Origin of the sequence: Shewanella sp. AC91-MNA-CIBAN-0169, from assembly GCF_040310165.1 — a bacterium.
GTDB lineage: Bacteria > Pseudomonadota > Gammaproteobacteria > Enterobacterales > Shewanellaceae > Shewanella.
This window is the reverse complement of record NZ_JBEOPM010000023.1, coordinates 1-24,518: the sequence shown is the minus strand read 5'-3', so window position 1 is coordinate 24,518 and position 24,518 is coordinate 1. Positions and strand designations below refer to the sequence as shown.

The window sequence follows — 24,518 nt, the reverse complement described above, 5'->3', positions numbered from 1 at the left end:
ATAGATAAGTCGTGACATAACAAACTCGCGACTTTAAAAAATTGAACAGATAATCAAGAGATTAATTGGAATGACATCATGTTAGATAGATTTATCACCCCAGTAATAAAGCCACTGTTAGCCCCAGTTGTGCTGCTACTAGACAAAAAGAATGTCCATCCCGATCAGCTCACATTGGTCGGTTTCGGTTTAGGCATGTTGGCAGTACCGTTACTGGCATTACAACTTTGGTATGGCGCCTTGTTTTTTATCGCACTGAATCGGATTATCGACGGACTCGATGGCGCCCTTGCCCGTCACCAAAAACACACCAGTGCCGCAGGTGGCTATTTAGATATTTGTGTCGACTTTCTGTTTTATGCGGCCATTCCGCTAGGATTCGCCTTGGCCAACCCTAATGAAAATGCCTTAGCCGCGGCAGTATTGTTAACCGTATTCATTGGCACAGGCTCAAGCTTTTTAGCCTTTGCCATACCGGCCGAAAAGCTGAATCTGCCTCGACCACAATTTGCCAATAAGAGCTTTTACTTTTTAAACGGCTTAACTGAAGGCACCGAAACCATCGCCTTCTTTGTCGCATTTTGTTTGTGGCCGGCTTATTTCCCAGAACTTGCCTATAGCTTTGCATTTTTAGGCGCAATTACCATTTTCACCCGTATACATGGTGGCTATCACACTCTGAAAAATCATACGTTGAAAAAAAACACTTCAGTTAATCAATCTCAACGAGGTAAATCAACATGATGGACGATATTTCATCCATTCGACTCGGGGCATTTTTAACGATATTGATAATCATGCTTTTACTGGAGTTTTGGTTGCCTGCTAGGCATTTGCCCAATAGAGCCAACGCACCGAAACCAGCTACGCGTTGGGTAGGCAATATCGGTATATTGGTTATTTCAGCAATAGCAGCCCGAATGGTATTACCAATAGGATTAGCAGGTATTGCACTGTACTGTCAGCAACAACAATGGGGACTGTTCAATTATATTGCATTACCTGATTGGGCTAGCATCACCATAAGCTTATTGTTATTAGACCTGCTTATTTATTGGCAACACAGGCTGTTTCATCGTGTCCCATTATTGTGGCGATTACATAAAGTTCATCATGCTGACGTTCATGTCGACAGTACGACTGCGTTGCGATTTCACCCACTAGAAATTATCGCCAGCATTGGGGTTAAAGCATTAGCGATCATCCTACTAGGGGTACCAGCCAGTGCAGTGATCTTATTTGAGATTTTATTAAATGGTTTAGCCATATTTAACCATGCCAATATCCGACTATCACCAAGGCTAGAACGCGTCGTCAGAACCGTATTAGTAACTCAAATATTGCACCGAATTCATCACAGCCAAATAATGTGCGAAACCAACAGCAACTTTGGTTTTAGTATTGTGTGGTGGGATCGTCTATTTGGTACTTATTCTGCTAAGGCCAGTAAAGCAGACGAGGATATCGACATAGGATTAATTGAATACCAAAACGCGAAACAAAACGCTTGGTTAACAGGGTTGCTATGGATGCCGTTTACCCATAAAAAATAACGGTTTACGTTGTTCTTGACCAGCACTAATGATTAAGCAATAAACAGAATAATACTACGATCTTATTTAATTTATAAATAGGACTTGGTACGGTTAAAGGTCAAAGATTAGAAGTATTTATTATGCATTTTTGTGATATGTGACTGCTGAAGCACTTGATTAATCGATGATAGTTTATCAAAATATTATTAATATATTGCTAAAGGATAAAGATACTATGATCGGTTTTACCCAAAGTTTGAAAACTAAAATAGCCGACTTAGAACACCAATTAGTCACTCATAAACAGCAACATTCAGATGAATTAAATCAATTACAACAGACTATTACGCAATTAAGCCAGCAATTAAACCATTCTAATAGCCAATCTGAATACGATACCGCACGCGCTAATTTACAATTGCTGGGCGCAACAATGCTCAATGATATTCGCGACACCACCTTGGCAAACTCAATTAAGTTAGACGAAGAAAAACAAATGCTATCTGAATTAGATAAGTTATTTAATCAAACACATGTCGCGATTGGCAACTTAAAAAAACGAGCTGGGCATCTAAATGACCATGCAGAAAAAAGCATGGCTACTGCCGCAGAATTAAGTCTTTCGGCTAATGGAATAAGTAGTTTAGTTTCATCTATCCAGCAAATTTCAGAACAAACCAATCTACTTGCTCTTAATGCAGCCATTGAAGCAGCACGAGCTGGTGATGCAGGCCGTGGCTTTGCAGTGGTGGCAAGCGAAGTGCGCCAACTGGCCAGTAATGCTCATGATGCCAGCGCTAATATTGAAAAATTAGTCGCCACAGTTATTGAACAAACTGAACAAATTAAGAATGTAGTCATTACCAACCAAACTTGCTCTAGGGATATTGCTGTATCTTCAGAACAAATTGATCAAGTGGTGACTGATGTATTACAAAGCTCAGGCGTGATGAAACGAGTCATTGGAGAAGCCTCTATGACTGCTTTCTTAACCACGGTAAAACTAGATCACAGCGTATGGAAAAGTAATGTATACAGCGTGTTGGCAAATAAAGATCTAAATGCCAGTGTTAATAGCCACACTGAATGCAGACTTGGTAAATGGTATTACAAAGGCGAAGGTCAAAATTTTGCCAGTTTATCCAGTTTTAAAACTATCGAACAACCACATACAACCGTACACAGTGCAGGTAAAGCAGCTGTTATAGCCATGCAGTCGGGTAATGAGTCGACTATTTTGGCTCATCTTGAAACCATGGAACAGGCCAGTATCAATGTGGTTCGCGCAATCGATCATTTGCTCACGCAAAGCCAGCAGTAAAATTAACCTCACAACTTCATGAGCCTACAAAATAAATAATATCGTGTTGCATGATTTCCCCTCTAAATAACGTCAATGACACTTTAATCTGCAATCCTGAGGCTAGCGCCTTGGATTGAGGTTATTGTGCTGTCATTAATTAAGGTTAAAAAGAGCAACCACTTCCAATTACTATGGATTAAATTAGCCATAATAGAATAATATCAACACGAGGTTTAGCCACAAATAACCAATTAATGGGTCAATAAAATCACTGTCAGTTTTCACTAATTTATCGAGCTCATGGTATATTAGCGCCCATTCGAATTTGCTTATTCAGTTAAGGTTTACACATGAAAATCGGTATTATTGGCGCAATGGAGCCAGAAGTTGTTCATTTAGTTCAAGCTATTGTAGAACCAGTACATACAACAATTGCTGGCATCGAATTTATTAGCGGCACCATTGCCGGTAAAGACGTGGTTGTGACCCGCTCAGGTATCGGTAAAGTAGCAGCCAGTATTGCAACCACATTATTAATCGAAAAGTTTGCCGCAACCCATGTGATTAACACCGGTTCTGCTGGCGGTTTTGTCGATTCATTGGCAATTGGCGATATTGTCATTTCATCAGAAGTGCGTCATCACGATGTAGACGTCACAGCATTTGGTTATGAAATTGGCCAAATGGCTCAGCAACCTGCGGCATTTATGCCAGATAGCATCTTAGTCAATGCGGCCAAAAGTGCTGTCGCTGAATTAGGTGAAGTTAAGGCAATTGAAGGGTTAATTTGTACTGGCGACAGCTTTATTTGCGATCCTGTACGCACAAAAATCATGCGTGAAAACTTTCCAACGATGGCAGCTTGTGAGATGGAAGGCGCAGCGATTGCACAAGTATGTCACCAGTTTAACGTGCCATTTGTGGTTATTCGCTCGCTATCAGACAATGCAAACAATGACTCACCCGTTGATTTTGACTCGTACATTATCAAAGCAGGTATGCATTCAGCAATGATGGTTATCGCGCTATTACAACAGCTGTAATCGGTCTACACTTAGCTCGGACTCGCTATGGGCCGAGCTAAGCAGGCTTCATTAACAATACAACAGCACATTATTGAGTCTCTATGGTCAATCAATTATTTAATCCTCAATTACTGAGCCAAGACGGCGGATTGCTTCAGAGCTGTTGTATTTTATTTTGCGCATTAATATTGGCTCGGTTTGCTCCTATTCCTAGAGAGCTGCAACCATTATTATGGTTTAACCGTTTAGCGGTATTAATTTCCAGTAAGGTTAACCACCCAGACCGAGCTGTGAGCCAACAACTTATCGCTGGGATTTTAGCCACACTTATTTTGATAGTACCTAGCGGGATTATCGTCAGTTTTTTACTCAGCCTTGCCGCCTACCCATGGTTTTTTGAGCTAATCATCTTGTATTTTTGTTTATGCGACTCAGCATTTAAACCCGTGGCTGAAAAGGTCGTTACAGCAATAAAAACCGGCAATAAGCAAGACGCAAAACAACTACTCACCCCATGGGTACGTCAGAATACTCAAGTGTTATCTGAAGTCGGTTTAAGTAAAACCACCATTGAAAAACTTTTTACCACTCCCATTTACGGCACCTTAGCGACTATATTGTTTTTTAGCTTAGGCGGCGCTACCATGGCATTAGTGGTGCGGATGTTAAGACAACTAGAACATTGCTGGCCACCATATCATCCACATTTTCACATTTTTTCGAGTTTTGTAGGCCAATTCAATCGGGTAATTTTTTTCATACCAACCTTATTATGGCATTGCTCGTTAGCGATTCAGTTTGGGCAACTGGGTATTAGGTCTATTTTTTCGCAGCCAATATCAGCTCAAACCAATAAAAATCAATTGAATAATCATTACAGCAGCTATGCATTAGCGGCTAAGTTATTGAAGATAGAGCTTGGTGGCCCCCAGCAATTTATCGAAAATGGTAAGACAATTCGGGTCGATTTACCGAAAGTAAAAGCGGGTCCCTTGCCAGATCATCGCTACATAAGCCAAGCAATCACAGTGACACAAACCGCGAACCTATTCTGGATAAGCTTAACGTTATTATTGCCATTAATATGGACAGGATTAAGATTACTTTAAACGTATAAATCTTGTTTTAAACAGGCTATTATTTAGCAATTATGAATCAATATTTGTCTATTTTGTCTGTGCGTCATATTCGCTTGTTAATATAAGAATATTACATCACAAGGTCATTGCATTTTTACAACATATTAACCTTTTAAATAACAAAAAATTGATTATTGTCTGCTTAAAAACCTGTTTAGGAATATCGCTTTGTTGAACAACTTACATGTATCGTTAACGACTCCGGCATTATTATTCCCGGCAATTTCCTTATTGCTATTGGCCTACACAAATCGATTTTTTTCATTAGCGGCATTAATCCGCCAACTCAGTAACGACAAAAAACCAGTGCAAGGCGAGCAAATTAAAAATTTACGCCAACGCATCATTATCATCCGAAAAATGCAAGAAGCCGGTGTCAGCAGCTTTGCCCTATGTGTGTTTTGTATGATTTTGATTTATGTTGGTTTTAACCAAATTGGTTCGATAGTTTTTGGGTTAAGTTTATTGTTGTTATTGTATTCGTTAATTTTATCTGTAATCGAGATCCGTATTTCAGTAGATGCTCTGACTATTCACCTTGAAGAGTTAAGTAAATGAGTCAGTGGATTTACTTTTTTGATTTATGTGGTACTGCGGTATTTGCCCTTTCGGGAGCGTTAGCCGCGGGTAAACATCGTATGGACCCCTTTGGCGTTATCGTGTTGGCTTCTGTTACAGCAATTGGTGGCGGCAGTATTCGCGATGCGCTAATAGGTGCTACACCGGTTTTTTGGATCCGCGATCCTAACTATATTCTTGTCATTCTTGCGACCGTAATAACCTGCTTAGTGTTAGTGCGAAAACCGCATAAATTACCGCCACGCTCATTATCTATTGCCGATGCACTCGGTTTAGCACTATTTACCGTAATTGGTGCGGAAAAAGCCTTATTACTCGGATTATCTGGTATGGTCGCGGTGGTAATGGGATTAATAACCGGTGTCGGTGGTGGTATTATCCGAGATTTGTTATGTCGGCAAATTCCAATGGTGTTGCGAACGGAAATTTACGCAACCGCTTCCATCGTTGGAGGGATCTGTTATACCTTAAGCATATTTGTCGGCATGGATAGCATGACATCGATGTTGATCGCTATGTTCAGCACGCTAATCATCCGTCTGAGTGCTATCCGCTGGCACTTATCTTTACCGGCTTTTGATTTGAAAACAAAGAGAATTTAATGTGCGAATAATCTTCATATTATGCTGTTTGCTATTGAGCTTTCCGAGCAAAGCCAATATTGGTGATATGCCACGAGAACAACAACTCGCGATGCAATACATGGAAGCGCTTACGGATCATGACTATACCGTCCTGCGTCGTTTCTACTCTCGCGACACGGTATTTTACGATAAAACAGCCAATACTACTTACACTGGCGGTCGGCATATTATTGCGTTTTTACAGCGGGCTCATGAAGGTGTATTAGAATACCGTTTAAACGTAGAACACATGTTTAATACCGGCTCTCTCGTGGTGATAATAGGCAGTTATCGATTACGAGGCCCCGGCGATCAATATGGTAAACCCGGTAAAATTATCGACCTTGCGGTACCAGGTGTCACCACACTAAAATTTGATAACAATACTGAGCGTTTAATTGAGCAAATGGACTTAATGGACTATCAAACCATGTCTGATCAACTTGAGTCTCAGTAGTGTTGCACGTATAAATTAGCCATAAATTAACCATGGTTCAGACATAAAAAAACGGCTTACATTATAAGCCGTTTTTTATTCGCTAACATCCGTGATTACTTTAAAATCACTTTAGCAAATTTGCGTTTACCCACTTGGAATACCGCTTCAAGACCTGCATTAAAAATTTGGCGACTGTCTTCAATCTTCTCGCCGTCCATTTTAACTGCGCCTTGCTTAATCATCCGCATACCGTCAGAGGTTGAACCCACAAGGCCTGCATCTTTAAGTAAGTTAGCAATAGCTAACCCGTCGCCCGCTTCTAATACCACTTCTTCGATGTCATAAGGGATGGCACCTTTTTGGAAACGGTCGATAAAAGCTTGATGCGCCGCTTGTGCTTGCTCTTCATCATGAAAACGAGCAATGATTTCTTTGGCTAACAAAATCTTGATGTCGCGTGGATTTGTGCCATTTTCAACGTCTAACTTGAATTGGGCTAACTCAGTTAACGGACGGAATGACAACAGTTCAAGATAACGCCACATTAAGTCATCAGAAATCGACATCAGTTTGCCAAACATTTCGTTGGCAGGCTCGCTCACACCAATATAATTATGCGCCGATTTAGACATTTTCTTAACGCCATCTAACCCTTCAAGCAATGGCATCATGATGACAGTCTGCGGCTTTTGGCCTTCAGATTTTTGCAGTTCACGACCCATAAGCAGGTTAAACTTTTGGTCTGTACCGCCTAATTCAACATCGGCTTTCAATGCAACCGAATCGTAACCTTGTAATAAAGGGTACATAAATTCATGAATCGCAATAGATTGACCTGATGCATAACGCTTTTTAAAGTCATCGCGTTCCATCATTCGGGCAACAGTTTGCTGTGATGCTAAGCGGATCATGCCAGCAGCGCCTAATGGCTCTAACCAGCTAGAATTAAATTCGATGCGGGTTTTTGCAGGGTCCAAAATTTTATAGACCTGCTCTTTATAGGTTTCGGCGTTAGCAAGCACTTGTTCACGAGTCAGTGGCGGACGGGTGCTGTTTTTACCACTAGGATCACCGACCATACCGGTAAAATCACCAATCAAGAAAATCACTTCGTGACCAAGCTCTTGAAAAGTACGCATTTTATTCAAGATGACCGTGTGGCCTAGGTGAATGTCCGGAGCGGTAGGATCTGCACCTAACTTGATGCGTAAGGGACGCCCTTCTTTCAGTTTCTCAAGCAAATCCGCTTCAAGTAATATCTCATCGGTACCGCGCTTAATCTCTGCCAATACTTGATCTAAATTCGCCATCTCTACTGCAACTCCCAGGGCTTGCACAAAAAATAAAGAGGTCTATGTTACTTGTTAGCCACAGCAAATGAAAGAGTGTACACTTAGCCGATAATAACGAAAGAGAGAAATTGGTAACAGAGTCAATGGCAAAGCTTCTTACTTTATTCACATTGCTGCCAAAAGCACATCAAATCACATTATCTTTATTGGTGATTCTAACGACAATTATTCTGATGTTTCCATCGGAAGACGCTCAAGCATCTAAACAAACCCAACTGGTAAGTCAATCTGCTGACAAATCAGACATAGAAACCAATAAACGTTATGATATTCCATTAGCCTTTCGCAGCCCAACACCACCGGGTAATAATGACAGTGTCGCTGAAGATGAATCGATTGATTTCATATCAAATGATGCCCTTGCATCACGTGATAATAGCGAAGAAGTAAACAGCGGCGAAACCCCTGACGATGAAGCGTTTGCCCATCATCTTGCCATGTTGCAAACAAGTACCTCTGATATTGATGGCATGATCAATGACATCGATCAGCAAGTTGCCACTCAAAAAGCCAAATTAAAACAACAAGCGGCTAATGATGATTATAGCGTTGAATACTATGAAGTGGCTAAAGGCGATACCTTAGGCGGTTTATTTAGCCGTGCAGGACTCAGCGCGAAAGATGTTTATGACATTACCCAATTACCCTTAGCGAAAAAGAATCTACTAAAAATCATGCCAGGCGAAGAAATCGCCATCAGTAAAAATGCTCAAGGTGAATTACAAGAATTAACCTATCGCATGGATAAAGTGTCGACATTAATTATCAGTCAACACAATGAGCAATACAAAGAAACCGTTAACACTAAAGAAGTCGTTAATCGCACCTCGTTTATTAGCGCCAATATCAAAAGTAACTTTTGGAATGCCGCTGCCGATGCAGGCTTGTCTGGTAACCACATTATGGAATTGGCCAATATTTTTGGTTGGGATGTCGACTTTGCTCTAGATATTCGTAAAGGCGATCACTTTTCGTTGTTATTTGAACAAGAATACGCCGACGGTCAATTTTTGCGTAATGGCAATATTCTCGCAGCAGAGTTTATTAACCAAGGTGAACGCTACACCGCAGTGCGTTATACCGACGGTGAATACTATTCTGAAAATGGCAGTAGCATGCGCAAAGCTTTTTTGCGTTCGCCAGTAGACTTTAAATACGTCAGTTCTAACTTTAACCCCCGTCGCTTACATCCGGTAACAGGCCAAGTTAAAGCCCACCGCGGTGTCGATTATGTTGCTGCCATTGGCACGCCGATTAAAGCGGCAGGTAAAGGTAAAGTGGTTGAGGCCGGTTATAACCAGTTTAATGGCAACTATGTCTTCATTAAGCACAACGAAACCTACACCACTAAGTATTTGCATTTAACTAAGCGCAAAGTAAACCGTGGTGAAACGGTTAAACAAGGCCAAATAATCGGTACTCTGGGTAAAACAGGCCGAGTCACTGGCGCTCACTTACATTACGAATTTATTGTAAATGGGGTTCATCGCAATCCACGAACCATCGATTTACCTAAATCAATGCCAATTGATAGCAGAGAGAAGAACAAATTCGCTGCACTCAGCAAGCAATTGATGACGCAACTAAAATCAAATCAACAACAGCAATTGGCAAGTAATTAATAAGCGGTTTTATTGCTGTTAACAGAGAGTCACTTCATGTCTAAGCCAGAGTATTTTATCGGTCTAATGTCAGGCACAAGCATGGATGGTGTAGATGCAGTATTGGTTGATTTTTCGGCCGAACATCCTGTGCTAATCGCCAACCATACAGAAGCCATTCCTGCGCATTTATTAAAAGGCTTACAGCGTTTATGTCAACCCGAAACAGATGAAATTAACCGCTTAGGTAGGCTCGATCGCAGTGTCGGCAAACTGTTTGCTCAGGCAGTAAATCACTTATTGGCAAAATCAACAGTGACTGCCGCTGAGGTGATCGCGATTGGTTCACATGGACAAACCGTGCGTCACATGCCCAATTTAGAAATGGGTTTTACCTTGCAAATTGGCGATCCAAACACCATTGCCATTGAAACCGATATCGATGTTATTGCTGATTTTAGACGTAAAGATATCGCCCTTGGCGGCCAAGGCGCACCGTTAGTTCCGGCGTTTCATCAACAAGTGTTTGCTCAGTCTGGTCATTCAAGAGTTATTTTAAACATTGGCGGCATTGCCAATGTTACTTATTTACCCGGCAATAGTGAGCAAGTATTAGGCTTTGATACTGGCCCAGGTAACAATTTAATCGATGCCTTTATTCAACAAAACTTAAACCAACCTTTTGATGAAGATGGTGCTTGGGCAGATTCTGGCACCACCCACCCAGACTTACTCAAGCAGCTATTATCACACTCTTATTTTTCACTAGCCTATCCCAAAAGCACTGGCAGAGAGTTATTTAATCAAGCTTGGCTTGAACAACAACTCGCTGACTATAGCCATTTAGATCAACAAGACATTCAATCCACTTTACTTGACCTTACCTGTCACAGTATTGCTAATGACATTAATAAATTGTCACCGACTGGCGAATTGTTTGTTTGCGGCGGTGGTGCGTTAAATAAAGCCTTAATGCAGCGACTAGCCACTTTGGTTCCCGGTTATAAAGTCGATACTACCAGCGCCTTAGGTGTTGATGCTAAGTGGGTTGAAGGGATTGCCTTTGCATGGCTAGCAATGCGTTATCACCATGATTTACCCGCCAACTTACCGGCCGTCACGGGTGCGTCACGTGCTGCTATATTAGGTGGTCGCTTTAAAGCAAGATAAATACACCAATATGTGCGGTTTACTTTTGCAATTGTGGCCTCAATGTTATGATGCCCACAAATTTGCTCAATCGTTTGAAATTGGGCAAAGCCGTAACTTAAGATGAGAGTCAATATGAGCAACAAAACCAAAAGTGTGTCTGAACTGATGAATCTAACGCCAGAAGGCCGTTACGATTATATGGTTGAGCAAATTAAAGCAGAAAAAATCATTTGGACACTTCAAGACCAAGATGGTTGCGTCATGCTAACTACAGAAGATGAAGATTGCATTCCAATGTGGCCTTCTGAAGAAACAGCTGCACTTTGGGCAGTTGATGAATGGAAAGACTGTGAACCATTAGCCATTCCACTAGACGAGTTTCAAGAACGTTGGGTGAGCGGCATGGAAGATGATGATTTATTTATCGCTGTGTTCCCAGTACAAGAAGACTTAGGTGTCGTTGTGCCACCGTTTGAAATGAACGAACGTATTTCGCCAAAGAAACAACAAAAGCATTAATGTGTTATGACAATAATCAGCTCGGAATCAAACCAAATAGATAAAGTAACGGTCAAACCACGTTTACCAAAACGACTTATCGGTTTAATGGTTATTTATACATTATCGTCTGTCAGTGGATTAATGGCCGCCAGCTCACTATCAGAGTTAAGTGCAATGTTATGCATTTTGACCTTGATGATGGTATTGGCAATTATCGGTCGCCAGAAAGCAGGTTTATATCTACTGCGGGTTTATTGTCTGTTGCAACTGCTGTTGTATAGCCTATTACCGATCATAATGTATGACCCAGATAATTTGGTTGCCGGACCAACGACATTTGATTTTGGTTTATTTCAAGCCGTAGTGCCTGATTGGCTTATATACTCAGTGCTGATTACCCTAGGTATTATACAAGTGTGGATTAGCTTTAATGCCAAAGTGAAAGCGTGGTTTAAACCGCGGATGAACCTCAACATTATAAGTAGCTAATCATCGATTGTATTATTTAGAGATGTTGTCCAGAAATCAAAAAAGCCGTCGAAAGACGGCTTTTTATTATATAAATCCATTCTACAGTGAGATTGTTATCTCATTTATCGCGTGGTTTATCGCTGCTGTAAGACTCATTACACCGAGAAACTAGCCCCGCAGCCACATGTGGTGGTCGCATTAGGGTTTTTAACAAAAAAGCGTGAACCTTCAAGACCCGATGTATAATCCACTTCACCACCAACAAGGTACTGAAGACTCATTGGATCAACAACCAACTGCACACCTTGCTTTTCAATGGTGAAATCACCTTCGTTGACTTTTTCATCGAATGTAAAGCCATACTGGAAACCAGAGCAACCGCCACCTGTTACATATACACGTAGCTTTAATTCAGGATTCTGTTCTTCTTCTAACAGACCTTTTACTTTTATCGCCGCCGCATCGGTAAATTGGATCGGCATTGTTGCATCAACTTGTTCAGTCATTACTACCTCTTACTTCGGTGTCTACTGAGAATTATCCTTTACCTGACTATTTTGTTCAAGTATTACCCGCAGTTCTTTTTCACCCATCAACAGCTCTGGCACATTAAAGACTTGTTCAATCTCCCCGCCTTTCACCCCACGACTCGCAGCGACCTTCACTTTAACCATAATTCGTTGTAAATTAAAACCACTTGGCAGCACAAAATCACTGTCCATTATTTGAAAATAATTAAACTCAAAATCCAGCTTTTTATTAATTAACTTGCTCAAAGACAGTTCGGCCGGCTGGTTATTTAGTGTGCCAAGCAACAATACAGTGGCGTTGGTTTTCACTTTTACTTTGCGTTTTTGCAACTGAGTTAAGATTAGTCGTAACTGATATTGCTCGGGAGCTACACCTTGAGATAATTCCACTCCATGAATTGCCACCCCTTCAACATCAGCATCGGTAACCATAACACTGCGATAAAATGCTAATTCTTTTTCTAACGCTTTCTGTGCAGATAATTGCTGACTAAACATTTCTTGCATTTCTTTGTTGGCATTATCAGCAATACTTAAGGCTAAATTACGACTGGCAAGCGCTTGCGCTTGAGTCTCCAGTTCTTGCAATAATTTACGCTTTCCACTGGCGCTATTTGGTGTAGCTTCTGGTGCAAATGAAAGCCATAGGTTAAAACTTATCGCTCCCAGCAAAAAACACACTACCATTAACCCTATTAAGTATATGCTTGATGTCCGGTTTTTGCGTTCTAAAACTTGCAGTCTGTCTAACCAGCGGTGATAATTTAACATTACGTTACAACCTTTTAATAAAATACAGTATGCTTGATGAAGCTTATTTGCTTAGGGCTTATATTTCTGTAGAGCTTAACATCTTGTTCAAATCCTATGCATTGTAAATAAGGTTCTAATGATAATAATTTGCTTGCCAAATAAAGCTTTGCCAGCCAACGTAAAGAGCTAAACAAACATGCGCAGGCAGTACTTTGACCTGTTAAAAGGCGTTAGTGCAAATTGATGGAGAGTCATAACATGACACATACGCGTTATCGGTCAATCAATAAAAAATTGTCAAACATAACCCTAAAATATCAACAGACTTTAGAGTCAAACCGTGCAATTTAAGATAAATAAAGCCGCTATTATTCACGCCAAAAGAACTACGCGCAAATATCTACGTAACGAATTTAGAGATAAGTTATCTCAGGCTAAAATTAGTGTGCAACTTTGTGCACTCGCACTGTTATTTGCCATCATCGCCTCATTAGTGATTATCTTATTCCGGTTAAGCTTGGTGTGGGCAGAACAATACCTGCATGCAGATTCCATGAGCCTTAGCTCAACCTTAAGCGATTGGCGCTCTTACTTACCTTTAATCGGCGCGCTGCTTATTTGGTTGCTGTCATTGTTGGGGTCAAAGCGTTACCGGCGCATGGGCATTGCTTATGTATTGCATCGATTTAAATTGCACTACGGTAAGGTACCGCTTCAATCAGCTGCTGGACAGTTTTTTCAAGCATTAATCGCACTGATGACCAATTTTTCTGTCGGAAAAGAAGGCCCAGCGATTCATTTAGGTGCGGTGAGCGCAAGTGTTATGGCTGAGAAGTTCTCGCTACCAGACAATAGCGTGCGCATTATGTGTGCTAGTGGTATTGCCGCGGGTATTGCTGCCACCTTTAACGCACCGCTGGCTGCGGTTTTGTTTGTATTTGAAGTCATTGTACGAGAGTACAAAATTCATTACTTTTTCCCTATCATGCTATCTGCTATTTGCGGCGCGGTATCAAGCCAACTTGTATTTGGTAATATTCACGAATACGATTTGATCAATGTGATCCACATTCCACTCGATCATTATCCTATTTTACTCATTGGCGGACTTGCGCTGGGATGTGTCGCTGCCCTGTTTAACTTTTCACTGATGAAAGTCACTGCCACTGGCCAGCACTGGCCATTAATTTATCGTCTGCTCATTGCTGCAGTAGTCACCACTCTAGTTGGTTTAGTCATGCCACAGGCATTAGGCTCAGGCGATTTTGCCATCAATGAAGCCATTAGTGAGCATCCTAGTTTGTTGTTTTTAATCGCGCTGTTATTAGCAAAAATGTTGGCGACCATTGCTGCTATTGGCTTTGGCGTACCAGGCGGACTTATCGGTCCGCTCTATGGTATTGGCGCCTTAATTGGGGCAATTCTAGCGTTAATCAGTAGCCTAATATTCCCGTCAATTGCGCCATATGTTGGCTTATATACCGTGATTGGGATGACGGCAATGATGGGGGTTTGCCTGAGTGCGCCCCTAGCAGCATTAGTTGCATTACTTGAATTAACCAACGATGCTTCGATTATTTTACCGGCCATGTTTGTCACCATCCCAGCATTTTTGGTGGCGTATCAGGGATTTAATACCAATTCTATCTTGCTAAAACAACTTGATATTATGGGGCTTGGTTACAAAATTGCTCCGCTTAACCAAGGGCTACAAAAGAAAGGTGTGAGGGTACTGATGGATAAACGCTTTGTCATTGTTAATGATGATGACGAACTGCTACTTGAAGTACTCAAACGGGCGGCAGGTCGCCCAGTACTAGTGCGTAATGCTGAAGGGGAAATTGAAATGCTGCGTCTTGAAATGCAGTCATTTGAAGATTCAACCACGCTATCACGCCTCCCTATGCCGGGGTTACCAGACACTGCCACCTTAAATGAAGCCTATGAAGCGCTGGTCGCGAAACGCTCCGGTGAAGTGTATATCTATCGAGGCACTAATCAGAAAGTCGTTGGGGTAATAAGTTGGGCTAATTTACTTCAAGAAATCCGCTCCGGGCAAGTATAGTCCCAGCCTATCCTCGGTATAAACTCTCACCGAGTGAAGAAGGAATATACCTATCCAATCAACCTATGTTCAAAATAGGTCTATTGGCTAACAAGACGTATTAACATCTTGAAAGCGATCATTTTATTAGCAAGTTAGACAGCTTAAATAGTGAGACGAAATGCTTTAACAAATATTCATTAACCCATACAGGGGCTGCTATAGCACAATGAAATTTGAGGTGGCTCGGTCAGTATGCCGCTCATTCAGCGCTGAATGAGTCATAAAGGCGCGCAACTTAATTCCATTAAAAAGTAAACTAAAGCCCTGCGAATGTTCTTCATAGCAGCAAGTGAATCTCAAAGTTCAGCACGGTTATTATATTTATCTGGCGGTTCTTTTCTGCTACAATTTTGCCTCAGCCACCCTACACATAACCTATATAACACTCTATATAATGCCCTATATAATAATACGGTAAAATAGCATGCTGTTCTGGTGAATATTTTGCCCCTAAACTTTGGAAATCAGGCTGATGACACAGTTCGAAGGTTCACATATCCTTTCAGTAAGCCAGTTAGATCTGGATTCGATTAACACTATTTTTAATGTTGCTAACAAAATGACCCCTTATGCTTTGCGTGAAAAACGCACCAAAGTGTTGGAAGGTGCCATTTTAGGCAATCTTTTTTTTGAACCTAGCACCCGTACTCGTGTCAGCTTTGGCTGCGCTTTCAATTTGCTTGGCGGACATGTACGAGAAACCACAGGAATGGCATCATCGTCATTATCAAAAGGCGAGTCCTTGTATGACACGGCTAGAGTACTATCAACTTACTCAGATGTGATTGCCATGCGTCACCCAGATGCCTACTCCGTCAAAGAGTTTGCTGAAGGCAGCCGAGTGCCAGTGATCAATGGCGGTGATGGACCAAATGAACATCCAACTCAAGCCTTGCTGGACTTATTTACCATCAAAAAAGAATTAAGCCATTCAGGTATGGGTATCGATGGTATGCATATTGCCATGGTAGGTGACTTAAAATATGGTCGCACTGTGCATTCACTTTCGCGCTTACTTTGTATGCATAAGGACATTAAGTTCACATTGATATCGCCAAGTGAGCTAGCAATGCCTGACTATGTGATCGCCGACATTGAAAATGCTGGCCATAAGATCACAATAACCGAACAACTTGAAGGTAATTTACATAACGCGGATATTTTATATCTTACCCGTATTCAAGAAGAGCGCTTTCCGTCACAGGAAGAAGCCAATAAATACCGGGGTAAGTTTCGCTTAAATCACAATATTTATACGCAACATTGCAAATCAAATACGGTGATTATGCATCCATTACCTCGTGATTCACGCGCGCAAGCAAATGAACTCGACAATGATTTAAACAGCCATCCAAGTTTGGCTATTTTTAGACAAGCCGACAACGGCTTACTTATACGTATGGCACTTTTTGCATTAACACTTGGAGTTGAAAACCAACTCGAAAAGTATGAGTGCCCAGTAAACTGGTATTCACGTAAAGCCGATAGATAATTGGCACACAATATTAAGGATTAGACATGACCCGTTCCGAAGTTTTATTTGAACAGGCTAAAAAAACCATTCCTGGTGGCGTTAACTCACCTGTACGTGCCTTTAATGGTGTCGGTGGTTCACCTTTGTTCATTGAAAAAGCTGATGGCGCTTATATTTTTGATGCCGATGGCAAAAAGTATGTCGACTATGTGGGTTCATGGGGACCGATGATTTTAGGCCATAATCATCCTAAAATTCGTCAAGCAGTGTTAGCTGCTGTCGAAAACGGCTTATCATTTGGCGCACCGACTGAACTTGAAGTAAAAATGGCTGAAAAAGTCATTTCAATGGTGCCATCGATGGAACAAGTTCGTATGGTAAGTTCGGGCACCGAAGCTACCATGAGTGCAATCCGTTTAGCCCGTGGATTTACTAACCGTGATGATATTTTAAAGTTTGAAGGTTGCTACCACGGTCATGCTGACTGCTTGTTGGTTAAAGCGGGATCAGGCGCATTAACGTTAGGCCAGCCAAGTTCACCTGGTATTCCAGAAGACTTTGCCAAGCACACTTTAACCGCGACGTATAACGACCTTGATTCTGTACGCGCTATATTTGAACAGAACCCAGACAATATCGCTTGTATCATCCTTGAACCCGTTGCGGGCAACATGAACTGTATCCCGCCAGTAGAAGGTTTTTTACAAGGCTTACGTACAATTTGTGACGAATTCGGTGCATTATTGATTATCGATGAAGTGATGACGGGCTTTCGTGTCTCTATGAGTGGCGCACAAGGTCACTATGGCGTAACGCCAGACTTAACCACTCTTGGTAAGGTCATTGGTGGTGGCATGCCTGTAGGCGCATTTGGTGGCCGTAAAGACGTTATGCAATTTATCGCACCAACAGGTCCAGTCTATCAAGCGGGTACATTATCAGGTAACCCAATTGCAATGACTGCAGGTTTAGCGCAAATGGACGCTTTATGTGAACCCGGTTTGTATGAAGCGCTTGCAGACAAAACTAAACGTGTTGCTGAAGGCTTTAAAGCCGCAGCAGACAAACATGGTATTCCATTAAATATTACTTATGTGGGCGGCATGTTTGGTTTCTTCTTTACTGAAGATAACACGCCAATGACGTCATTTGCCCAAGTCACAAAATGCAACATGGAGCATTTCCGTCATTTCTACCATGCCATGTTAGATGAAGGTATTTATTTAGCGCCAAGTGCTTATGAAGCAGGCTTCATGTCTATGGCTCATAGTGATGTTGAAATTGAATATACTTTAGCTGCTGTTGATCGCGTTTTTGCGGCAATGAAATAGCTCAACTTCATCAGTTAACCTCTTTTTAGGTTAAGCAAACTGTTGGTAACAAAAATAGGATAAATAACTACGTTGTTTATCCTATTTTTATTTATGTTAACAAATTCCTATTACCTTTCTCTGTGTTAATTATTTTATCCACGACTTTGGTCGATAATTGACGAAAAAACTGTGATCTATATTGCGAAAATGCCCGTGGTGTGATGTGATCGCCCCGCCAAACGGAAAGCTTAATTGAACCTTAAAAAAAAGGCTGAATTAGGTTAGCAAAAATTCATGGTAATGATGTTGATTACCTACAACACAAAGTTGGAATTGCAGTCATGCTACATACCTTTCTTATCTCACTTGCAGTGCTTGCGCTGTTAAGTATTGTGCTCGAAGAAATTACCCATATTAATAAAGCCAAAACCACCCTGTTCCTTGGCTGTATTGCTTGGATCACCTTATTTATTGCCTCTGGTAGCCCAGAGAAAAGTAAACTGGTCGGTGAAGAACTCAATGAAAACTTATTAGAAATTGCCACCTTATGGCTGTTTTTAATGTCTACTATGACCTTTGTTGCTTACCTTAACGCTAAAGGTATGATCCAAGTACTGGTGCAAAAAATATTTCCGCAGCAAGTGTCTGTTCGCATGCTGATGATACAAGTTGGGATGTTTTCGTTAGTACTGTCGACTTTTTGTGACAACGTGACAGCCACATTGGTGTCGTTAGGTTTACTGACCACCTTTAATTTAGACAAACAAATGCGTCGCCGTATGGCAGTGCTCATTATCTTTGCGGTGAACTCTGGTGGGGTTGCATTAATCACCGGCGATGTAACGACTCTGATGATTTTCCTTGCCGGTAAAGTGCATATTTCTGAATTGTTAATTCTGTTCATTCCTGCCAGCATCAGCGTTATGATCCTAGCAATATTGTTCTCACTCAAAGCCGAAGGGCATGTGAGCACATCGCCAATTGAGCAAAACTACAATACCGTTGATATCGTCATTGGCTTGATTTTCTTCACCACCATCGTATTAACCATGGTACTTAACGTGCTGTTTGGTATTCCACCTGTATTGACCTTTTTATTCGGTTTATCAGTAATGTTCTTAGTCGGCACTACCCATAAGAGTAAAACCGAAGAAGTTCAGGTATTAGAATACATTCGCCAAGTTGAGTTCGATACCCTGCTGTTCTTCTTAGGTATCTTGTTACTGGTTGGTATGCTTAAAGAGATTGGTACGCTTAACCTATTAACAGAAGTCTATGGCATGTATAACCCAAGCATTTCTAACTTCTTTACCGGTGTCGGTTCTGCATTATTAGACAACGTGCCACTAACTGCAGCATTATTAAAAGCAGATCCCGTACTGACAACAGCACAATGGTTAGGCTTAACTTATTCGGTTGGTGTAGGCGGATCGTTATTAATCATCGGTTCGGCATCTGGCATTATCGCGATGAGTAAAGTTGAAGAACTGACATTCGTAAGCTACTTAAAATATGTTCCAGCATTACTATTATGCTACTGCATAGGTTATGGATTAACGCTGTTTTTAGCCAATAACATTCACGGCTAATATTAAGTACGAGGGTTTTTCAGATAAAACAAAGGCGCTAATAGCGCCTTTGTTTTATGCCTAACATCCCAACATCGCCTTAAATTGCTGGCACTCTAAATTGCTCACCATCAATTTCTAATACGATATCTCGTGGCCGAATTTCTACAATCGTCAGCTTATTCTTGATCATATCGCCCTGCTGTAATTCAACCCCATCGACATTTAACCAACGATTACTGGGTGTTGATGAGTACACATGAGCATTAATATTAAACTCCGGTACTTGCAACTGCACACTCGCGGGTAAGTCACCATACTTAGGAATTTGCTGATTGGAAGGTCGAGGGATAGGATCTAATTTTGCTGACGTCACTTGCTGATTCGCCGACTGTTCATATTCAACGTCTTTAAGCGCAGTTTCAAACGCAGCAATCAAATTACTCTGCTCTTTAATTGATGGTGCTTTAACAGAGGCAAAATCGACGTCTTCTGCGGCAGCATTTACTTGCAAGCGCAATGCCTCAAGCTCTGCTAAACCTCGGCGATTAGCCTTAGCACCTAATGCAATGGCTTCTCGCTGCTGCGCCTGTTGACGATTGCTCTCTTGTGTCTGATATTCATCAACGCTGCTATCTTGCCCGCTTTGATAATTATCCTGTTCATAACCTGCTTGCTGCTGATAGCTTGGTTGCTGAAAATTGGCTTGTTGAGCGTTGGTTTGTTGAGAGTTAAATTGCTGAGAGTTGAATTGCTGGGAGTTAGCTTGTTGAAAACTGCGCTGGTCATCATTTGCTTGCAGATATGGTTCATTCACACCAGAAGGTTCAGCGTAACCATTGTTATTATAACTTGCCGCTTGCGTGTTCATTGCATTCGTATTGAAAGGTTTGGCAATAGGTAATGCCACCTTACCCGCTAAACGAATATCATCGTTATTTTGTACCGCTGATTCATTTTTATTAACGGCTAATGCTTCAGGTGTTTTATGTGGTGTAACAACAGCAACTGGCGCCGTGACAGTTTGTAGTACATTAGCGTCATTATGCTGGATAGTTGATAACGATGCAGACGGTGACTGTAATAGCACACTCATGCCCCATGCAGCGCCAATGCCCAAAGCAATGGCTACAGCCAATACACTATACTTATTCAACTTATTTGAGCTGTTAGATTGCGATGTATATTGAGGCGGCTGCGTCGACATAATATCGACAACATCACCTTGTTGCTGCTTTTTACGGTTAACCGCATCTAATAAAATTGACATTAACTGCGCACCTCAGAGGCACTTAAACGTGGGCCTTGCTGGCTCAAATATAAGTTAAGTTGCACCAAAGTCTGATTGCCTGCTATACCGTCTGGCTTTAACCCATGCTGACGTTGAAAATTCATTAATTGTTGCTCTAAATCACTATCAAACTGCGTCAGTAGCCGTGCACGTCGCTTGTTGACTAACGCTAAGCTATTTTCGAGCCATTGCACTTGTGCCAAGCTAGAGGACTGACCAATCTCACGCGGCAAGACACTATCTGGTTGCCACAAAATTTCAAAAGTGCCGCTAAAGTGGCGGTCAAACCAATCTTTATTCACCCAAAATTGTTGCTCGCCCAGTTGCAATAAAATCTGTTCGGCTTGACGCTCAACAATTACGCCATAAAACACGTTCGTTTGCGTATCTTGCAAGTAAACAACTGCGGGGTAATTAAGACGCATAATACTGTGCCAATTACCTTGTTGCTGATAACAGGCTAAATCTTGTTGCTGCGCAGCTTGGCAGGCAGACAAGCCGATAATAGGCTGTTTATTCCACAAGCCAAATAATCCGGCAAAGGCATTATCAATGCTACTGCTTTGTAGCATTGCTTGGCGCATAATTTGTTGTTGTGCATTGGCAACGGGAGTTGCTGCTTGTACTTGTTGAGTTTGTGCTGCTTGGTTTATCTGGCTAGGCATAACTGCAGGCGTTTGATTGGCTAGGCTAGATTGCGCTTGAACATCTGCTATCGCCGCATTCGCATTCATATTGTTTTCAATGGCTGAACGATTAAACAGATAAAATGATAAACCAAAAGCGAGCACCAACGCAGTAGCGGCAATAAATGGCCAGCGTTTATCGCCTGGTACATCAATATCACCCAATACTTCGACCGCAGCTTGATTAACCATTTTGTGATCAATCGGAACCTTAGCTTGCCCATAACCAGCCATTAATGCACGTTCACATAATAAGTTGGTTAAACGCGGAATACCGCCAGAATGTTTATGTAACGCGGTTATCGCCTTACGTGTAAATAGCGGCTCATGCCTACCGGCAACCTGCAAACGGTGCAACACATATAGAGCAATTTCATCTTTATTTAGCGGTAATAAATGATAGCGAGCGGTGATCCGCTGTGCTAACTGACGTAAGTCTTGACGCTTTAGCAGTTGTTGTAATTCTGGCTGGCCAATCAAAATCACTTGCAGCAGTTTTTTGGTGTTGGTTTCTAGATTGGTCAATAAACGCAGCTGCTCTAATACTTCCGAACGCAAATGCTGTGCTTCATCAATAATCAGCACCGTATTACGACCATTTTTGTGATTATTCAGCAAGTACATGCTGATTAAATCAGTCAACTGCTTTAACGTCGGATTTTTACCGTATTTAATTTCCAGCTCATCACATAGGGTGGCTAAGAGTTCAAGCTCTGTTAACGATGGGTTTAGAATAAACGCGGTGTCGGTATTATCGGGTATTTGTTGTAATAGACAGCGAGAAACAGTGGTTTTTCCAGTGCCGACTTCACCCGTTAATAATACAAAGCCACCGGTTTCACCTAGGCCGTAGGTTAAATGAGCCAACGCCTCACGATGACGGTCACTTAAGAACATATAATGAGGGTTAGGCGCGATAGAAAATGGATTATCGTTTAATCCATAGAAGGCTTTATACATTCGACCAAAAATCCTTATTTGAAACTGACGGCTCACGTTAATGCTTGTATGACAGCTTGTCAAAAGTTAGCCGTAAAAATCTAACTCTGATAAGATTTAAGCAACTTATTATTACACGTTGTGGTACGCCATGAAGATTTATTTAGTAGGCGGGGCCGTACGCGATACCCTTCTTAAACAAACTGTCGTTGATAAAGATTATGTGGTTGTTGGCAGCAGCGTAGAAGAAATGCTCGCATTGGGTTATCAGCAAGTCGGTAAAGACTTTCCTGTTTTTTTACACCCTAAAACTCAGCAAGAATATGCGTTAGCCAGAACAGAACGAAAAACCGGTAAGGGTTATCAAGGTTTCAGTTGTGACGCCAATAAAGATGTCACCCTCGCCGAAGACTTATTACGCCGAGATTTAACCATTAATGCCATCGCGCAAGATGAGCACGGCACACTGACGGACCCGTTCCACGGTATTGCAGACATTAACGCTAAAATACTTCGCCATGTGTCAGATGCCTTTGTTGAAGATCCTTTACGCGTGTTACGAGTGGCTCGTTTTGCCGCTCGATTTCACCACTTAGGGTTTACTATTGCACCTGAAACCTTACAGTTAATGACCGACATAGCTAATAGCGGTGAATTAGATCACCTCACCCCAGAACGCGTATGGCAAGAATGTGATAAAGCATTAAGCAGTCAAAGTCCGCAGGTTTTTTTCAATGTATTAAAGCAATGCCAAGCATTAACAGTGTTATTTCCTGAAATTGATGCGTTGTTTGGCGTGCCACAACCTGAAAAGTGGCATCCTGAAATAGACACTGGTATTCATACCCTCATGGTTCTCGAGCAAACGAGTCTGTTAAGTGACAACAAAGCAGTACGTTTTGCCGCTCTAGTTCACGATCTAGGTAAAGCGTTGACCCCAAAACAAGATTGGCCGAAGCATTATGGCCACGGGCAGAAAGGTTTGCCGGTCATTAAAAAGCTTTGTGAACGAATTAGAGTGCCAAACGAATACCGTGATTTAGCATTATTAGTCAGCGATCAACACCAAAACATTCATAACGCGTTTGAACTAAGAGCAGAAACCATCGTCAAATTATTTGATAAAGGTGATTTTTGGCGAAAACCTCAACGCTTAACAGAGCTACTATTATGTTGTCATGGCGACTTAAGAGGACGAACTGGATTTGAACAATCTTCCTATCCACAAGCCGAATATTTACTACATTGCTATGAGTTAGCGAGCAACGTCGATGTGCAATCGATTATAGCCGCGGGTTACCAAGGATCGCAAATTAAAAGTCAACTTCAGCTAAATCGAGCCGAAACGATTAATAACTATAAAATACAATACATTGAAAGCAAGCAGCTACATTAGCTATTGCCTATTTAGGGTTTTATGAAAAAAAGCGGAAAAAAGCATTTTTTAACAGGGAATAAGCAATAAATCACTAAGATTTATATAAATTCGGCAATTAATGATGCTTTTGGCCCGGTAGACTTGCAATTTTCATTTATTTCGCTATTTTAAATGAACAATCTTATATTTGCCTATAGCAAATAAAAAAATCTGTGACATAATTACGCCGTTGCAAAGGCACATGCCGTTGCACTATTTAACAACCTATATATTAAGGGATTTACCCATGAACAAGAAAGTACTGATGATTGCTGGTGTTGCGATGACTGCTTTATTAGGTGGTTGTGCTAACACTACTGCTTTAGAAGAAAGCGTAGCAAACCTAGGTAACAAAGTTGATCAACTATCAGCACAAGTTGGTTCTTTAAAGTCTGAGCAAAGCAAGCTATCTGCTGATGTTAAAGGCGCTAAAGCTGCTTCTATGGACGCACAAGCCGAAGCTAAACGTGCTAACGACCGTTTAGACAACATGGCTTCTTCTTACAAAAAGTAAGAATAGTTATTAAAAATTAGCTTATTTACATAGGTTGATTATTAGGGCTTGATTGTTGATACCACTACTCTAAGTAGTACTTCAACATCAAGCCTTAATTATTTGTGCTTCGCGTAGAAAAGTAATAGTAAGCGGTATCAAGCGGTATCAAGCGGTATCAAGCGGTATCAAGCGGTATCAAGCGGTATCAAGCGGTATCAAGCGGT

General features: G+C 41.4%; 23 protein-coding genes. 18 read left to right on the top strand and 5 right to left on the bottom strand.

What is annotated here, in order from left to right; all coding sequences use genetic code 11:
- Positions 1–78: 78 nt before the first annotated feature.
- The 8 genes from AAEY98_RS17335 (at position 79) to AAEY98_RS17300 (ending at position 6,661) form a co-directional block, all read left to right on the top strand.
- Entirely contained in the window at positions 79–744 is a 666-nt protein-coding gene (locus AAEY98_RS17335) for a CDP-alcohol phosphatidyltransferase family protein (protein WP_192114390.1), read from the top strand.
- Positions 741–1,553 (top strand): sterol desaturase family protein, encoded by an 813-nt coding sequence (locus AAEY98_RS17330; RefSeq protein ID WP_101088846.1) that lies wholly within the window; start codon positions 741–743, stop codon positions 1,551–1,553. Before AAEY98_RS17335 ends, AAEY98_RS17330 begins: the two co-directional genes overlap by 4 nt.
- A gap of 217 nt (positions 1,554–1,770) precedes the next feature.
- Positions 1,771–2,856, top strand: coding sequence for a methyl-accepting chemotaxis protein (locus tag AAEY98_RS17325; protein WP_192114389.1), 1,086 nt, complete (start codon positions 1,771–1,773; stop codon positions 2,854–2,856).
- A 332-nt stretch (positions 2,857–3,188) separates the two neighbouring features.
- Complete coding sequence (locus AAEY98_RS17320; protein WP_101088844.1) at positions 3,189–3,881, top strand: 5'-methylthioadenosine/adenosylhomocysteine nucleosidase; 693 nt, start codon at positions 3,189–3,191, stop codon at positions 3,879–3,881.
- An 83-nt stretch (positions 3,882–3,964) separates the two neighbouring features.
- Positions 3,965–4,972 carry a cobalamin biosynthesis protein CobD/CbiB gene (locus tag AAEY98_RS17315; RefSeq protein WP_351018457.1) on the top strand — a complete coding sequence of 336 codons (1,008 nt, stop codon included), beginning with the start codon at positions 3,965–3,967 and terminating at the stop codon, positions 4,970–4,972.
- Between the two features lie 198 nt (positions 4,973–5,170).
- Complete coding sequence (locus AAEY98_RS17310; RefSeq protein WP_101088842.1) at positions 5,171–5,560, top strand: DUF2721 domain-containing protein; 390 nt, start codon at positions 5,171–5,173, stop codon at positions 5,558–5,560.
- Positions 5,557–6,183 carry a trimeric intracellular cation channel family protein gene (locus tag AAEY98_RS17305; RefSeq protein WP_101088841.1) on the top strand — a complete coding sequence of 209 codons (627 nt, stop codon included), beginning with the start codon at positions 5,557–5,559 and terminating at the stop codon, positions 6,181–6,183. Before AAEY98_RS17310 ends, AAEY98_RS17305 begins: the two co-directional genes overlap by 4 nt.
- 67 nt (positions 6,184–6,250) lie before the next feature.
- Complete coding sequence (locus AAEY98_RS17300; RefSeq protein ID WP_081430168.1) at positions 6,251–6,661, top strand: nuclear transport factor 2 family protein; 411 nt, start codon at positions 6,251–6,253, stop codon at positions 6,659–6,661.
- A gap of 95 nt (positions 6,662–6,756) precedes the next feature.
- Here AAEY98_RS17300 and tyrS read toward each other — a convergent pair whose 3' ends face one another.
- Positions 6,757–7,953 carry a tyrosine--tRNA ligase gene (tyrS, locus tag AAEY98_RS17295; RefSeq protein ID WP_351018455.1) on the bottom strand — a complete coding sequence of 399 codons (1,197 nt, stop codon included), beginning with the start codon at positions 7,951–7,953 and terminating at the stop codon, positions 6,757–6,759.
- A 125-nt stretch (positions 7,954–8,078) separates the two neighbouring features.
- Here tyrS and AAEY98_RS17290 point away from each other — a divergent pair, with 125 nt between their 5' ends.
- The 4 genes from AAEY98_RS17290 to AAEY98_RS17275 all read left to right on the top strand — a co-directional run bounded on the left by AAEY98_RS17290 (position 8,079) and on the right by AAEY98_RS17275 (position 11,738).
- Complete coding sequence (locus tag AAEY98_RS17290; protein WP_101088839.1) at positions 8,079–9,617, top strand: peptidoglycan DD-metalloendopeptidase family protein; 1,539 nt, start codon at positions 8,079–8,081, stop codon at positions 9,615–9,617.
- Positions 9,618–9,653: 36 nt separating this feature from the next.
- On the top strand, positions 9,654–10,766 hold the full coding sequence (locus AAEY98_RS17285) for an anhydro-N-acetylmuramic acid kinase (protein WP_351018453.1): 1,113 nt from the start codon (positions 9,654–9,656) through the stop codon (positions 10,764–10,766).
- Positions 10,767–10,880: 114 nt separating this feature from the next.
- Positions 10,881–11,267 carry a DUF2750 domain-containing protein gene (locus tag AAEY98_RS17280; protein WP_162023702.1) on the top strand — a complete coding sequence of 129 codons (387 nt, stop codon included), beginning with the start codon at positions 10,881–10,883 and terminating at the stop codon, positions 11,265–11,267.
- Positions 11,268–11,273: 6 nt separating this feature from the next.
- Positions 11,274–11,738 carry a hypothetical protein gene (locus tag AAEY98_RS17275; RefSeq protein ID WP_351018450.1) on the top strand — a complete coding sequence of 155 codons (465 nt, stop codon included), beginning with the start codon at positions 11,274–11,276 and terminating at the stop codon, positions 11,736–11,738.
- 137 nt (positions 11,739–11,875) lie between these two features.
- Here the strand turns inward: AAEY98_RS17275 and erpA are convergent, their stop codons facing one another.
- Positions 11,876–12,226 carry an iron-sulfur cluster insertion protein ErpA gene (gene erpA, locus AAEY98_RS17270; RefSeq protein ID WP_011638424.1) on the bottom strand — a complete coding sequence of 117 codons (351 nt, stop codon included), beginning with the start codon at positions 12,224–12,226 and terminating at the stop codon, positions 11,876–11,878.
- Between the two features lie 21 nt (positions 12,227–12,247).
- On the bottom strand, positions 12,248–13,021 hold the full coding sequence (locus AAEY98_RS17265; protein ID WP_162023704.1) for a DUF6776 family protein: 774 nt from the start codon (positions 13,019–13,021) through the stop codon (positions 12,248–12,250).
- 322 nt (positions 13,022–13,343) lie between these two features.
- Here AAEY98_RS17265 and AAEY98_RS17260 point away from each other — a divergent pair, with 322 nt between their 5' ends.
- The 4 genes from AAEY98_RS17260 to nhaD all read left to right on the top strand — a co-directional run bounded on the left by AAEY98_RS17260 (position 13,344) and on the right by nhaD (position 19,486).
- Positions 13,344–15,068: a chloride channel protein gene (locus AAEY98_RS17260; protein WP_182744257.1), complete on the top strand. Its 1,725-nt coding sequence runs from the start codon at positions 13,344–13,346 to the stop codon at positions 15,066–15,068.
- A 514-nt stretch (positions 15,069–15,582) separates the two neighbouring features.
- The gene (locus AAEY98_RS17255) at positions 15,583–16,602 is read left to right on the top strand and encodes an aspartate carbamoyltransferase (protein WP_101088833.1); all 1,020 of its coding nucleotides are present in this window, start codon (positions 15,583–15,585) and stop codon (positions 16,600–16,602) included.
- A 26-nt stretch (positions 16,603–16,628) separates the two neighbouring features.
- Positions 16,629–17,915, top strand: coding sequence for a glutamate-1-semialdehyde 2,1-aminomutase (hemL, locus tag AAEY98_RS17250; protein WP_351018446.1), 1,287 nt, complete (start codon positions 16,629–16,631; stop codon positions 17,913–17,915).
- Between the two features lie 323 nt (positions 17,916–18,238).
- Entirely contained in the window at positions 18,239–19,486 is a 1,248-nt protein-coding gene (gene nhaD, locus AAEY98_RS17245) for a sodium:proton antiporter NhaD (RefSeq protein ID WP_162023706.1), read from the top strand.
- Between the two features lie 79 nt (positions 19,487–19,565).
- On the opposite strand, the gene AAEY98_RS17240 is transcribed toward nhaD, so the two are convergent.
- Together AAEY98_RS17240 and AAEY98_RS17235 are read right to left on the bottom strand one after the other, a co-directional pair.
- A complete protein-coding gene (locus AAEY98_RS17240; RefSeq protein WP_351018442.1) occupies positions 19,566–20,735 on the bottom strand; it encodes a general secretion pathway protein GspB in 1,170 nt (389 codons plus the stop codon).
- Positions 20,735–22,402, bottom strand: a complete 1,668-nt coding sequence (locus tag AAEY98_RS17235; protein WP_351018439.1) for an ExeA family protein — start codon at positions 22,400–22,402, stop codon at positions 20,735–20,737. Before AAEY98_RS17235 ends, AAEY98_RS17240 begins: the two co-directional genes overlap by 1 nt.
- Positions 22,403–22,532: 130 nt before the next feature.
- On the opposite strand from AAEY98_RS17235, the gene AAEY98_RS17230 reads away from it, so the two are divergent.
- Together AAEY98_RS17230 and AAEY98_RS17225 are read left to right on the top strand one after the other, a co-directional pair.
- On the top strand, positions 22,533–23,777 hold the full coding sequence (locus AAEY98_RS17230) for a multifunctional CCA addition/repair protein (protein WP_101088828.1): 1,245 nt from the start codon (positions 22,533–22,535) through the stop codon (positions 23,775–23,777).
- Positions 23,778–24,045: 268 nt separating this feature from the next.
- Positions 24,046–24,312, top strand: coding sequence for an Lpp/OprI family alanine-zipper lipoprotein (locus AAEY98_RS17225; protein WP_011638433.1), 267 nt, complete (start codon positions 24,046–24,048; stop codon positions 24,310–24,312).
- Positions 24,313–24,518 lie beyond the last annotated feature (206 nt).

What these genes read in the sequence shown, in the direction of transcription:
- AAEY98_RS17285 (WP_351018453.1), top strand. Translation starts at nt 9,654, where the DNA reads ATGTCTAAGCCAGAGTATTTTATCGGTCTAATGTCAGGCACAAGCATG.
- AAEY98_RS17240 (WP_351018442.1), bottom strand. Translation starts at nt 20,735, where the DNA reads ATGTCAATTTTATTAGATGCGGTTAACCGTAAAAAGCAGCAACAAGGT.
- AAEY98_RS17330 (WP_101088846.1), top strand. Translation starts at nt 741, where the DNA reads ATGATGGACGATATTTCATCCATTCGACTCGGGGCATTTTTAACGATA.
- AAEY98_RS17235 (WP_351018439.1), bottom strand. Translation starts at nt 22,402, where the DNA reads ATGTATAAAGCCTTCTATGGATTAAACGATAATCCATTTTCTATCGCG.
- AAEY98_RS17300 (WP_081430168.1), top strand. Translation starts at nt 6,251, where the DNA reads ATGCCACGAGAACAACAACTCGCGATGCAATACATGGAAGCGCTTACG.
- AAEY98_RS17320 (WP_101088844.1), top strand. Translation starts at nt 3,189, where the DNA reads ATGAAAATCGGTATTATTGGCGCAATGGAGCCAGAAGTTGTTCATTTA.
- AAEY98_RS17315 (WP_351018457.1), top strand. Translation starts at nt 3,965, where the DNA reads ATGGTCAATCAATTATTTAATCCTCAATTACTGAGCCAAGACGGCGGA.
- AAEY98_RS17255 (WP_101088833.1), top strand. Translation starts at nt 15,583, where the DNA reads ATGACACAGTTCGAAGGTTCACATATCCTTTCAGTAAGCCAGTTAGAT.
- hemL (WP_351018446.1), top strand. Translation starts at nt 16,629, where the DNA reads ATGACCCGTTCCGAAGTTTTATTTGAACAGGCTAAAAAAACCATTCCT.
- AAEY98_RS17290 (WP_101088839.1), top strand. Translation starts at nt 8,079, where the DNA reads ATGGCAAAGCTTCTTACTTTATTCACATTGCTGCCAAAAGCACATCAA.
- AAEY98_RS17335 (WP_192114390.1), top strand. Translation starts at nt 79, where the DNA reads ATGTTAGATAGATTTATCACCCCAGTAATAAAGCCACTGTTAGCCCCA.
- AAEY98_RS17265 (WP_162023704.1), bottom strand. Translation starts at nt 13,021, where the DNA reads ATGTTAAATTATCACCGCTGGTTAGACAGACTGCAAGTTTTAGAACGC.
- nhaD (WP_162023706.1), top strand. Translation starts at nt 18,239, where the DNA reads ATGCTACATACCTTTCTTATCTCACTTGCAGTGCTTGCGCTGTTAAGT.
- AAEY98_RS17325 (WP_192114389.1), top strand. Translation starts at nt 1,771, where the DNA reads ATGATCGGTTTTACCCAAAGTTTGAAAACTAAAATAGCCGACTTAGAA.
- AAEY98_RS17275 (WP_351018450.1), top strand. Translation starts at nt 11,274, where the DNA reads ATGACAATAATCAGCTCGGAATCAAACCAAATAGATAAAGTAACGGTC.
- erpA (WP_011638424.1), bottom strand. Translation starts at nt 12,226, where the DNA reads ATGACTGAACAAGTTGATGCAACAATGCCGATCCAATTTACCGATGCG.
- AAEY98_RS17305 (WP_101088841.1), top strand. Translation starts at nt 5,557, where the DNA reads ATGAGTCAGTGGATTTACTTTTTTGATTTATGTGGTACTGCGGTATTT.
- AAEY98_RS17280 (WP_162023702.1), top strand. Translation starts at nt 10,881, where the DNA reads ATGAGCAACAAAACCAAAAGTGTGTCTGAACTGATGAATCTAACGCCA.
- AAEY98_RS17225 (WP_011638433.1), top strand. Translation starts at nt 24,046, where the DNA reads ATGAACAAGAAAGTACTGATGATTGCTGGTGTTGCGATGACTGCTTTA.
- tyrS (WP_351018455.1), bottom strand. Translation starts at nt 7,953, where the DNA reads ATGGCGAATTTAGATCAAGTATTGGCAGAGATTAAGCGCGGTACCGAT.
- AAEY98_RS17230 (WP_101088828.1), top strand. Translation starts at nt 22,533, where the DNA reads ATGAAGATTTATTTAGTAGGCGGGGCCGTACGCGATACCCTTCTTAAA.